A 15,017-nucleotide genomic window follows, 5' to 3' on the forward strand; every position below is an offset into this window, starting at 1 on the left:
ACTTTAAAAAGTTGGCGAAACAGAGAAAGCAACCATGTCACTGGTTTTGTGTAGCTTGGCATCTGTCCGGCCTGTTAGAGTTCAGCTGTTGGCGCTATGCCGGTAATACCTTCAGCCACCCGTTCAGACACTGCACTGATGGTCGCTATCGGGTTGGCGCCAACAGCTGTAGGCAACAAGGAACCGTCTGCCACATACAAGCCGCTGTAACCAAATACCTGACCAAAAGTAGCTAATTCAGCACTGGTGACGCCTTGCTCTGGACTATCGGCTAAACGACAACCACCCAGCGAATGCACTGTGACGTTACGCCGCATAGGCCAGAGCCAGTTCGGCATAGGGATAAAAGCTTTGCCGCCGCACCATTTTCTAAAACGCTCGCCGGTGGCCAGAATGGCGTTGTACAAGGACATGCTGTTTTTATAGGGCCACTTCACATGCAAATAACCTTGTTTATTCAGCGACATCACACCGTCGCCTTTATCTAGGCCCATGCAGAGCAAGACGCTGGTGGTGTAGGACAAGTCATTTTTAAGTAAAGACGTTAAGGCATAACCCAAATGGCCTGTACTGATGCCATGCACAAAGCGGGCAAAAGCCAGCCGTATAGTGCGAAACAGCACCTGCAGTTGAGATGCGCCGGGTTTTACCCCTTCGGTGTACCAGGCGGCAAAGTTTGGGTAGCTAGCATCTTCAAGAATAAAAGCTTTGCTGCGGTCGAAGTTTGTAAACAGGTTGTAATCTGTGCCCTGGGTGATCACAGGGCCATAATTTGGATCTGCTGATTTGTTGCCTTCGACAACAAAAGATAAAAAGTCGCCGTTACCGGAAAAATGCCGGCCCAATTGTTGGCTGATGTTCGGTAAGGTTTTATGCAGATCGCGACAGCGCATCAACAGCTCGTTGGTGCCTAAAGTGCCGGCCGACACCACCACTCGGCGAGTCAGGGCGCTGCACTCTTTATGTGCCTCTTTTAAATTCTGCCAGTAGACCCGGTAACCAAATTCACCATTCATGGCCGGGTTGTCCTGGCCAGAGGCATCAACAGGCACTATTTTTTGCGCCAGCACCTGAGTTTGAATATGGGCCTGATACCTGTGTTCGGCTACATGTAAGTAGTTTAAATCCAGCGTATTTTTTGAATGGGTGTTGCAGCCGACATCACATTCAGCACAGTAAACACAGGAGGTTTGTACGGCGCCATAGCGGTTTCTCTCCTGCACACCGATAGGGGTTGGATTATCAAAATCGTTGCCAAAAAACACGTTGATATCTAAAAGCTGAGAGTCGTGTCCATCGGCTTTGGCGAAGTTTTGAAATAACTCGGTGCGGATAATTTTGCGACGGGGCTCGTTATTTTGTGGAATGGGCCGTGCCCCCAGTACTTGTTTGGCAATGGCGTAATAAGGTTGTAATACGTCTTTTTGCGCGTTGGCTGGCCAGTTGCTGTCGAACACTTCATCCGGTGGCTGTAAAAACACGTTAGCGTAAATTAATGAGCCACCGCCTAAGCCTGCACTGATCACCGCATCCATATGATCAAAATTACGGATATCAAACAAACCGTGGCATTCTTCGCCTTGCAGTTTTTCCGGCATATCGCGTTTCTCTTGCGGAAGATTCCAGAAGTTGCGCGCCATATCGTGGGGTGAGCGGGCAAAGGATCCCATTGGGTATCGTTTACCCCGCTCCAGTAATAACACTTGTCCCGGCCATTTTTTTGATAGACGGCAGGTGTTGATAGCCCCCCCAAAACCACTGCCAATCACTATGGCTTCATAATCGTACTGAATACTCATGTTGTTCCCTCATTCGTAGAAGCCAGTTCTGCATCCGGCCTTTTGTCTTCCGTTTTTGTTGTATCCGGGCTGTTAGTTTTTTACTTTATGGCTGACATAAGTGGCCCATAACTGGCGGGCAAAAAAGCCGGTAAAGGCATTGATGATTTTGACTTTGGAGCTAAAGCCGTCGGCTTTGGTGACTGTGACTGTCGACAGTAGTTTCAGTAAATCCACAGCACCCAGACTTAAGGTACCGGCTCCTACCACAGGCCCTGATTTGTCAGTGCCCTGATGCAGCTGGGTATAGAGTGTGGTGGTTTCGGGCCAGAGTTTAAAAATGGAACCTTGGCGCACTTCTTTGCGGCCCGCCAGATAATACGACTGACCCTGATGTTCAAACGCCAGCTCGTACACCATCAGCGTGAGCTTTGGGTCATCCGTTGGCTTAAACAGATTAAAGACGCCACTGTGCGCCTCAATACCCATACCTAAAGGTGGAAAGTCTATGGTGCCAACCAGGGTGCCGGTATGCTCTGGGTCGACTATAAAGTCCGCCATCTCTGTGATACCCACTGTTGCGTGCATCGCAAGGACAGTGCCTGCCTGCTGGCCTTTATGCAGACCATCAGTCGGGTCCGTCGCGTCCAATGAAAAACCACCTTTCATGGTTTCTTTAAATTGAAGACCGGTTTTTTCTGCTGTCATTTTTAGGATCTCTGGCTCAAAGGGGACTCCCGCAGGGGTCATTAACTGAAAGTAACTGCTGGCATCGCTTCGGCCCATCTCAATCAGTTCAGCATGGCTAATCGCGCCCGTGTACAAAGCTGAATCCAGTGGGAGGGGGTGAGCAGGTTTAATCAGGTGCAAGATGATCGGCTTTTGATGGCCATAGGGTTGTTCGCCATTTTGAATTCGTTGATTCAGCTCAGCTATCAGGCGCAACTCTTTAATTAAAGCGCCGTTGGCACTCATTTCCAGCATTTGCACATAGGCATTCAGCGGACCACTGCGATACTCCGGAATATTGCCCATCACCCAAACCAGCCAGAGTTCATTGGCACCTGCTTTGACCGTATCCAGCAGATTGGCATCCTGAATAAAACCGGAATCCAGACACAAGCTCCCGTTGATTTCTACCGGCGGCATAGTGGCTGGCAGAGACATACCGGCAATCAGATGATCTTCTGTCAGCTCCGTATGCTGGGTGACCTGGTTGGTTTTAGTGGCAAAATTGCATAGATTAAAAGTGGCTTTAAGCCCAGTGGCAGCGCGGATTTTGTCAAAATGGATACCAAGGTGTGGATAGACTTTACGTCGAAACGCTTTGCTGGAACTGGCCGCGACAAAACCAGGGGGCCAGAGGTAATTGCTCAGCGGCATAAAGGAAAAAGTGCTACGCATTTTTAAACTGCGCCAGCGCTCGCAGATTTCTGTGCTGGTTAAGCCCGATAGCAGCATCGCCAGATTCAACGAACCACCGGATGTGCCATCCATATGCGAAAACGTCAGGCCACGTTTAAACAGCTCGTCCATCACACCAGCAGCATAAGACAAACGTAAACCACCACCAGGTAAAATCAGCGCTCTTTTGATGCCACTTTGTTCTGTCGTTGCTTCTGTTGCAGCGCCTTGTGGGATATGGGCCAGAACTGTCATTTATGAATTGTCTCCTGAGTCAGCAGGAATAGGGGCAGTTGGCGGCGGTAACCATGCCTCACTTAAGGTCAGATCGATCACAGACTCAAAACCTTCAGGGGCGACCTTAGGCAACTGCTCAAAATCGAGGAACCAGCTTTCGATATGATCGTCCAGTACACCGCCTATGGACGGCAAAAACACTGTCGCTATGGCCTTACCAATATTCAGTGCTTTTAACGGCTGTAAACGGGGGTGATCGCCAATAACAAAACGGGCTTTGGCTTTACTGAATAAATTCAGGCCTGCTTTGGCATTGAGGAAAATATCGGATTTCATCAGCATGCCGCGAAAGGAGCAGTAGTTTGACGCTTTGGTTTTAATAGGTAACCAGGCGCTGACAGGTTTATCTATTTCGACATAAGTCACCAGTTTGCCATCGAGGTCATACTGGCTGCTGACTTTGTCCTCCGTGATTAAAAAGTTCAGGCTACCCTGATGTTTTGGCATCCCCCAAATGCCTTTGCCGCCTTTAACCGACACTTCAGACGACACAGGCAAATCCACCACATACTGGCCGGTTTTAAACCAGTTCATAAAGATGGCGGGCAAAAGTCGTGGCGCAGGTTTTTCGCCATGGGTACAGCCTATGGCTATGCTGTATTCCACATATTTGCCGATAGGGGTTTCGCGGTAATCAATGACAGTGACAATCAGTAAAGCCGAGTTCCAGAGCCGCAGCGGATGAATACCTGCGGGTAAAAAGTCTTTGGCTTTTTCTGCATCTATAGGGAAAACGGCCATCAGTGCTGGTGAATTGACCGCTGAAACAGGCAACTTAAATGGAATACCATCCACCAGTGAAAACCTGTCAGTGTAATTTTTTATCCGCTTTGGTAAACCAAACATAAAATACTCCCTCATTATTACTTGTTTTGGCAGGGCAAAAACAACGGCCCGTTTTAGCTTTTATTCAGCTCTGCGATAATTAGCGGAAAGGTATCCATTGCAGCATTTTTTCCCATAAAAACATCGAGGTGTCCGTATTCAGGCAGCAGATGCAGGCTGTGATAATTTGGTGTTAAGGCATCAAAATAATTAAAACTTTGGATCTGGCTTTGCGGTAAAAAACACAGGTTTTTTTCGCCGCTAAAAAAAGCAAAGCGGGCATCTGTCCGTGGTTTTTCTGCTGTGAAATCTTTGGGGAGTTCAGCTAAATCCTGAAAAGACACTAAATGTCCTCGCTGCACACAGCGGGTGATTTGCTGGAAAAACCGCAGAGGCACGGCGCCAAATTCTTCTTTGAGCCATTCATGGGTGTCTTCATTGAGGTTTTCATGGCGCCAAAGGGCCGGAAAGCCACTGCCATAGGTAAAGCTGACTTGTTTGCAGACAGCGTTGTTGCATTCATGGTGAGTTAAATTCACCAGCAGGCTAATCAGTTTGGCGACAACACCGGGCGCAGATACGCCCCAGTGTGGATTCAGGTATTTGGTCATTTGCCGCACCAGCGGCACCATATACTGCAGCTTAAATTTGGACCAATCAGGAACGACGGGGTGCAAAGACACGGCGTTGCTGACAATAGTAGTGACTTCAGGCACTAAACCCGCGATGGCTGACATCATAAAGCTGGTGGAGCCCTGACAATGGATAATAGCTTTTAACTGGCGGGCACCGGTTTCAGCCAGAATAGTTTGCACAGCTTTAGGATGGTCGTATAAAGCGACCTGATCTAAAGTCCATAAATTAGGTGCAAAGGCGATACTGCCACGCCAGTTTTCCAGCCAGACATCATAACCTTCGCTAACCAGCGCATCGACTATGTTAGTCGTGACCGGAGCACGATAAATATTGGCCCGAACACCAGCGCCATGCACCAGAATAACAGGGCCTTTGTCTGGCCTTTTGTCGCCACGAATATGAATTAAGTTCAGCTCTATGCCATCGTCTGTGACAAAAGGGACTGTGCGTTCGGTATAAGCTTGATGAGCGGAGTTGTGTGACGACATAACTATGTTCCTTTTTTACTTTTAATATCCCTTTTTTGACGTCGATAAAAGCGTAGCACAGGTTTCTAATTTAGGTATGTTATTGGCTGGCGGGATGAGTCCACTACGTGTTATCGATATATTTGTAAAAATACTTATGTTTCTGACCTTATTTTTTGTTTTTAATGAACTTGCAAACAAGTATAATAGGTTGAATTTATTTGGTTAATCTTCACTTTCAAGATGTTCCGCTGACTGTGTTTATTGATTTATTTTAGGGATGATTTAAGCGTTTTTATGAAAAAAATTAGTTTTTTGAGTATGAGCATAGTGCTTGCTTTGACACTTGTTATCGGCCTTGCAGTTGATTTAATGGTTGAATTTAAGTCTGAATCGATTTTTATGCAGATGAATATTTTTAGCTTTAAGTTATTGTTCTCATTGCTTAGCATGTTCTGTGTGTATCTTGCTATAGCCGTCACTTTTAATTTGAAACTGTTACCTATGCTTATAGGTAAAGATTATCCGTCAAATTACTTTAAATGGTCTAAATTTAGACTTATAGAAGTGTTATTTTTATTTAACTTATGGTCTATGGGTGATTTGAAATATTTCACCATCTTAATAGTTAATTTCGCTTTGGTTGAGTTGATTCACTTATATTTAGTTTATAGAAGTATCAATAATGATGTTGAGTCAACTATATAAATAACGCTGAAATATATTTTAATACACCTTAATGACATGTTCCCTGATTGCTGTAAGATACGTCATTGCTACAGGGGAACACCTATCCCCTGCGAATAAATGAGGCGTTCATATTTTTGACTATACAAGTTATGGCAGCCTTGTCCTTGAAATAAAAGAATGTGCACGGTCGTTTACAGGTATCTGAAGGAAATCAACTCATGTTTTATGCACTATCTCTATTAGTTATTATTGCCATTTACATCGTATTGGAGATTATCGCAAGAGTGTTCAAATCCTCCGCCGCCATCGAACTTGAGCAAAGGCACCGGCATATAATGGCAAAAAAAGCCCTTAAAGCCGAGCAAGATGCAGCTAAGCGTATCCTTGATCGTATTACTCTCTCGGGATCTGAGAGTGCATTGCTTTCAAGTTTGGACTTTGATCAGGATTTGATTTTGAAGCTCAAAAAGTTAACTAAAAGTGAAGCCAAACCGCTGTTACAGATACACCATGAAGACATCACTTATGAATCACCGGACGCACCATGTGAAGGCATCTTCTTTCCTATTCCCGATGCTTATTTCCAGAAAAGTCTCAACTATGGGTCTGTGATTTGGGATTATGGCGATCTAATGGATGAATGCGAGTCTAAAGGTTACCTTCTTTTTATGAACGACTCACATACTTACGGCAAGGGTATGGCTGTAATTAAGGGGTCTGAAATTTGGGATGTGATCCGCTATAGAAAAACACAGGCCGATAATTTTGGTTTACGCACCGAAGATATTATAGAAAGACTTAAAACTTGGGATGTTTGTAGAGTGATTGGCGTGAGCTTTGATTGGGTGCTCATTAAGTTTACAAACTACAGCAGCGATCCCAATAGGTTAGCTCAAGAAATATATGCATTCTGCCCCGATACCGTAATGCAAGGTTGCGGCACTCTCGAGCATCTGGAAGACTACCTTGATGTCAGCGATGAAATACTACTGTGGTGGGATTAATGTTGTCAGAAGCGAGGCATTGAGTTTTGTGGTGATGCGAAATCTATAAAGACAATGATGCCCCGTCCTAAGATAGGTTGACAGTTTCTAGGCCAGCTCCAGTAGCTGGCCTTTTTCTATTATGCACCTGATTGGGTGTTTCCATACCCAAACTGACTGTTATATATGGATATATTTGGGGATTGCTGTTGATCCCCTTCTTGCCCTGGTGTGGAATGGCATTCCACGACTTTGATTTAAAAGTAAAAATGGACATTCATCGGTAATGGCGCGGTCGTAAACTTCTCGCTATGCTTGGGTTAAGCACTAAACAAGAAGGTTTGTATACCGCGCCCTCGCAGAACTCAAATAAATCTTGAACCCTCTCTTTAAAATCAGTCCCTATTATCTTGCTGTAGCCGCGTTGTTCAGTGCGCATTATGTTGTTTTACAATGGATGGCCTGTTTTAGCCTCTGCCTGTTTTAGCCTGATTTTTAGAGTCTAGATTACCCCTTCAAAAATCTTCAGAGTTTCTCTAACCCCCCCACTTTATTATTAGTTAAAGCCCAAAACCACCGTCGATATCTATGTAAGCATTGCGTAGGCCAATACTGGCATCGGAGATGAGGTAGTTAATCGCCGGGACAACATCTGCTGGCGTTAACACTCTGCCGACTGGGGTGGTGTTTAATGACTCAAAAAAGTCATTGATGGTAACGTCATTCATGCCAGCTTTGGCTTGGATTTCGGTTGCGGTAACGCCGGGGCGCACTGAGTTTATGCGTATGCCTCGGGCCGCGAGTTCAAGATTTAACACTCTTGCGAAACCTTCAAATGCGGCTTTGCTGGCGCTATATACGCCCGCGGCTGAAAATGCTTTTTGCACTGCAACACTAGAGATAAATACCACGCTGCAGGGGTTGTTCAAACATGGCAATAAGGCCTGCAAGGTGAATACTGGGCCAGTAAAGTTAATCGCCATTGTGCTGTTAAAGTTATCGGCACTCATCTGTTCAAACGGTGCCGGGTAAAACACGCCGGCGTTTAAAATCAGGCCGTCGAGTGTGATCTCATCCCTTTGTAACTGAGTTGCCATTTGCTGGATTTGCGCGATATTGGCGCTGTCACACAGTACTGGGATAACATTGCCGTCAAGTTGCTTAACGGCATGGTTTAAGCGGCTTTGGTTGCGGCCTGTGATGACTAATCTCGCACCTTGTTGCAACAAAGCGTGTGCGGTCGCTAGGCCAATACCCGCTGTGGCGCCTGTGATTAAAATCGTTTTGTTGTGAAGACGGGTTTGCATCTGTGTACTCCTGATGAGTGGTGAATCGTAGGCTTGACGCAGAAAAGCATACCTCGGAGAATGGTTCCCAATAAGGCGTGTAATAAGAAATGAATTGTTTCTTTACTGGAACCAATATGGCTATCGATACTTCAGCATTGCACCTGCAATTACCTAATTTATATATATTTCGTTGTGTCACTCAGTTAGGCAGTTTTCAAGCCGCTGCCGATGCGCTGCAATTGCCTCGTTCGTCCGTCAGTAAGAGAATTGCCCAGCTTGAACATCAACTTGGGCTTAGGTTGTTGCAACGCAGTACGCGCCAGCTCAATTTAACTGATTCGGGCACAGAGTTACTCGCCATCACAGATTCGCTGACAGAGCTGCTTAACAATACCGCTAAGCTCACCGAGCAAGCGCAAGCTAAACCCAGTGGGCGGGTAAAAATCAGTAGCTCAACCATCATAGGTCAACGTTATCTGTTGCCTTTACTGCCAAGGCTGAAACAACTTTTTCCTGGGATAGTGATAGACATCAATCTTGATGATCGCGTGGTCGACCTAATTGAGCTAGGGATAGATATCGCGCTGCGGGTCGGAGAGTTGCCCGATTCTTCATTGGTCGCGCGTCGTATCGGCACAAAATCATGGGCCTGTTTTGCCAGTCCCGCCTATCTTAAGCAGGCGGCCAAACTAGAGGTGCCCAGCGATCTAGCCGCGCACCAATGTTTAATCTTCCGTCATCAAAAGCTCGCCATGGACTGCTGGCATTTTCGCAGCCCAAATGGCGAAATTGAAACCCAACACATAGTGCCATCAACCGCTACGGATGATGGCCGAACCTTAGTCGAACTCGCCTGTATGGGCATGGGGATCATTCGAGTCGACCCTATGTTAATTAAGCCAGAACTGAGAGCCAGCCAGCTAGTGCCAGTGTTAGCCAAGTGGCAACACACAGATCCCGCGCCCATTCATTTAGTGTGTTTAGGAAAAGATGCGCGAAGCCGCGCCGTCAACGAAGTGTGGCAATATTTAAGTGAACATCTTAGCCAAGTACTCGCTGAATCATAAACGGAAAAGATAGGACAGAAAAAGACAGGACATATATAACTCTTTCAATGCGGAAACTTTATCCTAATGCCACAGAAGTCCACCTATCCCCTGCGAAGTTGCCGCGGGGCGTTGGAATAAATTGCGTGAGTCTCGGCATGGATGCCGAGCTAGCTTTCGGGGAAGGGGCGAATGAAAATCGGTGATTTTCGCGCTTATGAGCGAGAGGCAGGGATTGCCGAACTGGAGGGCTTTACATGGATGTAAAGCTGACCCATCGGAAGCGATAGCAATTTATCCATAAGACCAAGGTCAGTCTCTAATGCATGTAACTTCGCTAGGGTGAGTGCTGCGTAGCAGCGTTTCGAACGAGAGCCAGGGATGGCGAACTGGCTGTTAGACAAGGACGTTGTTCGGCAAGGGGAGATGCAAGAGGGGGATTGCTGTTGATCCCCCTCTTGCCCTGGTGTGGAATGGAATTCCACGACTTTGATTTTGATTTAAAAATTCAAACGAAGTTTGAATCAGCTTTTCAAACCGCGTTAGCGTAAGTCCGATCCAGATTACTCTGGATCACTCCCTATTCAGGGTCATAGTCCAACACTGGCGCTAGCCACTTCTCCGTCTCGGCAATAGTCATCCCTTTACGCTTCGCATAATCCTCCACCTGATCGCGGCCAATATTACTCACGCCAAAATAGCGGGACTTTGGATGGGCAAAATACCAGCCCGATACCGCCGCTGTGGGGAACATGGCGTAGCTTTCGGTGATGTTTAAGTCGATGGTTTCATCGGGCTTAAGCAAGTCCCATAACAAGCCTTTTTCGGTGTGGTCGGGGCAGGCGGGGTAACCCGGTGCGGGGCGAATGCCTTTGTATTTCTCGCGGATTAAGGCTTCGTTATCTAAGGCTTCATCGGCGGCATAACCCCAAAACTCCTTACGAACGCGCTCGTGCATCCGTTCGGCAAAGGCTTCGGCTAAACGGTCGGCTAAACATTTGAGCATAATGGCGTTGTAGTCATCGTGGTTCGCTTCAAAACGGGCGACATGCTCATCAATCCCATGGCCTGCGGTCACGGCAAAGCCGCCCATATAGTCGGCGACGCCGCTATCTTTTGGCGCCACAAAGTCGGCGAGGCAGAAGTTATCGTTACCGACCCGCTCAAGCTGCATCCGTAGATGATGGGTGGTCATTTCAACTGTGGTGCGCGACTCATCGGTATAGAGCTCGATATCATCGAAGCCAACCGTATTGGCGGGGAACAGCCCAATCACGCCCTTGGCGGTGAGCCATTTTTCATCGATGATTTTTTTCAGCATCGCCTGACCATCGGCGAACAGCTTTTGCGCTTCTTCACCGACAATTTTGTCACTTAAAATCTCGGGATAATGGCCGTGGAGTTCCCAGGCGCGGAAAAACGGCGTCCAGTCGATACGCTCAACTAAGTCAGTTAATGGATAGTCTTCAAACACTTGGCGACCGAGCACATTAGGTTTGAACGGGGTGTAATTGGCCCAATCGTGTTGGCAGCGATTTTCGCGGGCCGCTTCGAGTGACACTATTTCTTTGCGCTTGGCCTGGGATAAACGCTTAGTGCGCATATCGTCGTATTCGGCGTAGGTTTCATCGATAGTCGCTTGGCGGGTTTCGTTATTCACCAGTTTACTGACCATAGGCACGGCGCGGGACGCATCGGCAATATAGATGGCGCCGTGGGGATAATGGGGCGCAATTTTTACCGCGGTATGGATTTTCGAGCAGGTCGCGCCGCCGATAATCGCCGGAATCGTCAAGCCTTCGCGGTGGAAGGTTTTCACGTTATGCACCATCTCATCGAGGCTCGGAGTAATCAGCCCCGACATGCCGATAATGTCGATATTATGCTCCTTCACCGCCTCAAGAATCCGCTCCACCGAGACCATCACGCCTAAATCGAACACCTCAAAGCCATTACAGGCGAGCACTACGCCGACAATATTCTTGCCGATATCGTGCACATCGCCTTTTACGGTCACCATCAAAATCTTACCGTTAGACTGGCCTGCGACCTTTTCCTTTTCAATAAAGGGATTGAGGTAGGCCACGGCCTTTTTCATCACCCGCGCGGATTTCACCACCTGTGGCAGGAACATTTTGCCCGAGCCAAATAGGTCGCCGACGATATTCATGCCATCCATCAGCGGGCCTTCAATCACATCCAGCGGACGGGAGGCGACTTGGCGAGCAGCTTCGGTATCTTCATCGATAAATTCGGTAATGCCTTTCACCAGCGCATGGGCTAAACGTTGATTAACTGGCCATGAGCGCCATTCTAAATCTTCTTTTTTGGCGGCTGTGGAACCATCTCCACGGAATTTTTCAGCGATTTCAAGTAGCTGCTCGGTATTGCTCGAGCCTTCGACTGGGCAGGGCTGGTTGAGCACTACATTTTCGACCCGCTCTTTAAGTTCGGGGTCGATATCATCGTAAATCGCTAACTGGCCCGCGTTGACAATCCCCATATCCATGCCGACTTTGATGGCGTGGTAGAGGAATACCGCGTGGATCGCCTCGCGCACAGGGTTGTTACCGCGGAACGAGAATGACACGTTCGACACGCCGCCCGAGATCATTGCATGGGGTAGGGTAGCTTTAATCGCTTTAATGGCATCAATAAAATCGACGGCATAGTTATCGTGCTCATCGATACCCGTGGCAATCGCAAAAATGTTCGGGTCGAAGATAATGTCTTCGGGCGGAAAGCCGACCTTATCGACCAGCACGCGGTAGGCGCGGGTACAGATCTCTATCTTGCGCGCCTTAGTATCGGCCTGACCTTGCTCATCGAACGCCATAATAATGGCTGCGGCGCCATAGCGTTTGACTAAGGTCGCCTGCTCGATAAATTTGGCTTCGCCTTCCTTCAAGGAGATAGAGTTAACTATGCCCTTGCCTTGAATACATTTGAGGCCAGCTTCAATCACTTCCCACTTAGAGGAGTCGATCATAATCGGCACGCGGCTAATGTCCGGCTCGGAGGCAATCAAGTTTAAAAACTTGTGCATGATCTCCACGCCATCGAGCATGCCTTCGTCCATGTTGATATCGATGATCTGCGCGCCGCTTTCAACCTGTTCACGGGCGACATCGAGCGCCTGCTCGAACTTGCCTTCTTTAATCAGCTTTAAAAACTTGGCCGAGCCAGTGACGTTGGTACGTTCACCTACGTTTACAAATAGCGTTTGGGCATCGATAGTGAGCGGTTCCAAACCCGCAAGGCGGCAGGCAACGGGAATGTCGGGCAATACGCGAGGGTCATATTTTTCAACCGCTTGTCGAATAACTCGAATATGTTCAGGCGTACTACCACAGCAACCGCCGATAATGTTGAGCATGCCTTCACGGGCCCAATCTTCGATCACATTCGCCATGTCCTCCGGGGTTTCATCATAGCCGCCAAACTCGTTGGGTAGACCCGCATTCGGGTGCGCCGACACATAACATTCGCTGATACGGGACAATTCTTCGACGTAGGGGCGCAGCTCTTTTGGCCCAAGTGCACAGTTAAGGCCGATAGATAAGGGCTTGATATGGCGCAGGGAATTATAAAAGGCTTCGGTCGTTTGGCCTGTAAGCGTGCGGCCAGAGGCATCGGTAATAGTGCCGGAGATCATCACCGGCAAACGCGCTGGTGAATTGGCGCCAAATAAGTCATCGAAGACAGATTCAATCGCAAACAGTGCGGCCTTAGCGTTTAAGGTATCGAAAATGGTCTCGACCATAATGATATCCGCACCGCCCTCAATCAGCGCCTTAGTGGATTCTTTGTAAGCGGTCACTAACTCATCGAAGCTGATATTACGGTAACCTGGGTCGTTCACATCTGGGCTAATCGAGCAAGTACGGTTAGTGGGCCCTAACACACCGGCGACATAGCGTGGGATCCCCGTGGTCTTCTCGATTTCATCACAGGCCTGCCGTGCAAGGCGCGCGCCTTCACGGTTAATTTCGGCGGACAGCGACTGCATATCGTAGTCGGCCATGGCGATAGTGGTGGCGTTAAAGGTGTTGGTTTCAATAATATCGGCACCGGCATTTAAGTAGTCAGTGTGAATTTGTTTGATGATCTGTGGCTGAGTTAAGACTAAAAGGTCGTTATTGCCCTTTACATCGGTATGCCAATCCTTGAAACGCTCGCCGCGATAATCGGCTTCTTCCAGCTTGTAGCCTTGGATCATAGTGCCCATGGCGCCGTCTAAGATCAGGATGCGCTTCGACAGTTGGTTGCGAATGTCTGCCAGTATTTGGCCTGCTCGATGGGGTGATATCGCCATAAAATGATTACCTTTACTACAGCTAAGTTGAGTCCAAAGTACGCAATCCGGTGACAAATTGCATTTTATTATTGGATGTCGTTCGTTTTGTTTTGGACATTTAAACGTATAGACGTCCATAATACGCGACATCGGATTGTCAGGGCAAGATGAAAGTCAAATATGAAACAAGTTCGCTTATTACTGTTACGCCACGGGGAATGCGAGGGCGGAGCGATTCTTCGCGGCCGCGTTGATGTGCCCCTGAGCGAGAAGGGTTGGCGGCAAATGTCGGCGGCCATAGAGGCGCGGCCGGGGATTTTCCATGGGATTTATAGCTCCACCTCGAGGCGCTGCGCCGAATTTGCTAAGGCGTTTGCGGATTCATTGAGTGAGAAGGGGCAAAATCCGCATGTATCTAACCCCTTGGTTGTCACCCTGCTCGATAGCTTGCAGGAACTCGATTTTGGCGATTGGGATGGGCGCACACTCGAGGAACTATATCGACAAGAAGGCGAATTGCTGGCGGCCTATTGGCAAAATCCATGGCTCGCACCGCCACCCCGAGGGGAATCAATGGCGAGTTTTGAGCAGCGGATAAATGCCACCATCGAGGGGATTTTGGATCAAGCCTTTGCTGGAATGCCACAGCACTATCAAGCCCCCCCTGCTGAGTTAAGCAAAACATTAACCGTCGACGCTAATACTACACAAGTCACCACGATTTGGGTCATTAGCCATGGCGGTGTGCTCCGTCATTTAATGGCAAGGGCGCTTGGGGCGGTGCAGGTGCCAGGTTTTTATAGCCAGTTGACACTGCCAGAGGCCGCTGTGGTGGGCATCAATGTGCTCGAAGATGCACTCGGTGAGCGTTATTGGCGTTTAGACTGGCCTAGTGCCAAGTCAATGTGCACTTGATGCGGGAAATCCCTTGTCTGTGCTGGTTTATTTGTTAACCCAATTAATATCAGCGTTTTATCATTTAAACGGCATTGCCTTACCCGCTAGATATAGGATAATGCATTTTCTTGATGTTCCTGCTTAAGCGGAAACATCGCAGCAATAGGTGTTGGGAATGTACTCTTGGATATTTTGCTACTGCGATCAGTCGTGAAAACCCGAGCATATCAACCCATACATAATAGGGAATCGGGGCGCTGCCCGTCAGCCAGCCCGAACTGTACCCGCAACTGTGAGTAGTAAAAGAAGAACCTAGAACCTAGCCCCTTCTTCCCCTACAAGTCAGGAGACCTGCCTATTGCTGTTATCGCTGCATGCAGCCTTAGTTCTCGAGCGGGTAACTCGAGG

The 15,017-nt window shown here is 48.1% G+C and carries 10 protein-coding genes and 1 riboswitch; of the genes, 4 read left to right on the forward strand and 6 right to left on the reverse strand.

Translation table 11 applies throughout. The annotated features are described in order from the left end of the window. Positions 1-74: 74 nt before the first annotated feature. The 4 genes from COW15_RS06455 to COW15_RS06470 form a co-directional block, all read right to left on the reverse strand. Entirely contained in the window at positions 75-1,799 is a 1,725-nt protein-coding gene (locus COW15_RS06455; RefSeq protein WP_293631076.1) for a GMC oxidoreductase, read from the reverse strand. A 72-nt stretch (positions 1,800-1,871) separates the two neighbouring features. Further along, on the reverse strand, positions 1,872-3,437 hold the full coding sequence (locus tag COW15_RS06460; RefSeq protein ID WP_293631077.1) for a patatin-like phospholipase family protein: 1,566 nt from the start codon (positions 3,435-3,437) through the stop codon (positions 1,872-1,874). Then, positions 3,438-4,325: an acetoacetate decarboxylase family protein gene (locus tag COW15_RS06465; protein WP_293631078.1), complete on the reverse strand. Its 888-nt coding sequence runs from the start codon at positions 4,323-4,325 to the stop codon at positions 3,438-3,440. It lies immediately after the preceding gene. Between the two features lie 53 nt (positions 4,326-4,378). Further along, positions 4,379-5,428 carry an alpha/beta fold hydrolase gene (locus COW15_RS06470; protein WP_293631079.1) on the reverse strand — a complete coding sequence of 350 codons (1,050 nt, stop codon included), beginning with the start codon at positions 5,426-5,428 and terminating at the stop codon, positions 4,379-4,381. A 276-nt stretch (positions 5,429-5,704) separates the two neighbouring features. Between COW15_RS06470 and COW15_RS06475 the strand changes: the two genes are divergently transcribed. Both COW15_RS06475 and COW15_RS06480 read left to right on the forward strand, forming a co-directional pair. Then, the gene (locus COW15_RS06475; protein ID WP_293631080.1) at positions 5,705-6,115 is read left to right on the forward strand and encodes a hypothetical protein; all 411 of its coding nucleotides are present in this window, start codon (positions 5,705-5,707) and stop codon (positions 6,113-6,115) included. 200 nt (positions 6,116-6,315) lie between these two features. Continuing rightward, the gene (locus COW15_RS06480) at positions 6,316-7,101 is read left to right on the forward strand and encodes a DUF4253 domain-containing protein (protein ID WP_293631082.1); all 786 of its coding nucleotides are present in this window, start codon (positions 6,316-6,318) and stop codon (positions 7,099-7,101) included. Positions 7,102-7,640: 539 nt separating this feature from the next. On the opposite strand, the gene COW15_RS06485 is transcribed toward COW15_RS06480, so the two are convergent. Further along, positions 7,641-8,387, reverse strand: a complete 747-nt coding sequence (locus COW15_RS06485) for an SDR family NAD(P)-dependent oxidoreductase (protein WP_293631084.1) — start codon at positions 8,385-8,387, stop codon at positions 7,641-7,643. A gap of 116 nt (positions 8,388-8,503) precedes the next feature. Here COW15_RS06485 and COW15_RS06490 point away from each other — a divergent pair, with 116 nt between their 5' ends. After that, positions 8,504-9,436, forward strand: a complete 933-nt coding sequence (locus tag COW15_RS06490) for a LysR family transcriptional regulator (RefSeq protein WP_293631086.1) — start codon at positions 8,504-8,506, stop codon at positions 9,434-9,436. Between the two features lie 559 nt (positions 9,437-9,995). On the opposite strand, the gene metH is transcribed toward COW15_RS06490, so the two are convergent. Then, positions 9,996-13,730, reverse strand: coding sequence for a methionine synthase (gene metH / locus COW15_RS06495; protein ID WP_293631088.1), 3,735 nt, complete (start codon positions 13,728-13,730; stop codon positions 9,996-9,998). A 162-nt stretch (positions 13,731-13,892) separates the two neighbouring features. Here metH and COW15_RS06500 point away from each other — a divergent pair, with 162 nt between their 5' ends. After that, a complete protein-coding gene (locus tag COW15_RS06500; protein WP_293631089.1) occupies positions 13,893-14,627 on the forward strand; it encodes a histidine phosphatase family protein in 735 nt (244 codons plus the stop codon). 170 nt (positions 14,628-14,797) lie between these two features. Then, positions 14,798-14,983, forward strand: a riboswitch (cobalamin riboswitch). Positions 14,984-15,017: the final 34 nt, after the last annotated feature.

The sequence above is a fragment of the Shewanella sp. CG12_big_fil_rev_8_21_14_0_65_47_15 genome (assembly GCF_002783505.1).
In the GTDB taxonomy this organism is placed as follows: Bacteria; Pseudomonadota; Gammaproteobacteria; order Enterobacterales; family Shewanellaceae; genus Shewanella.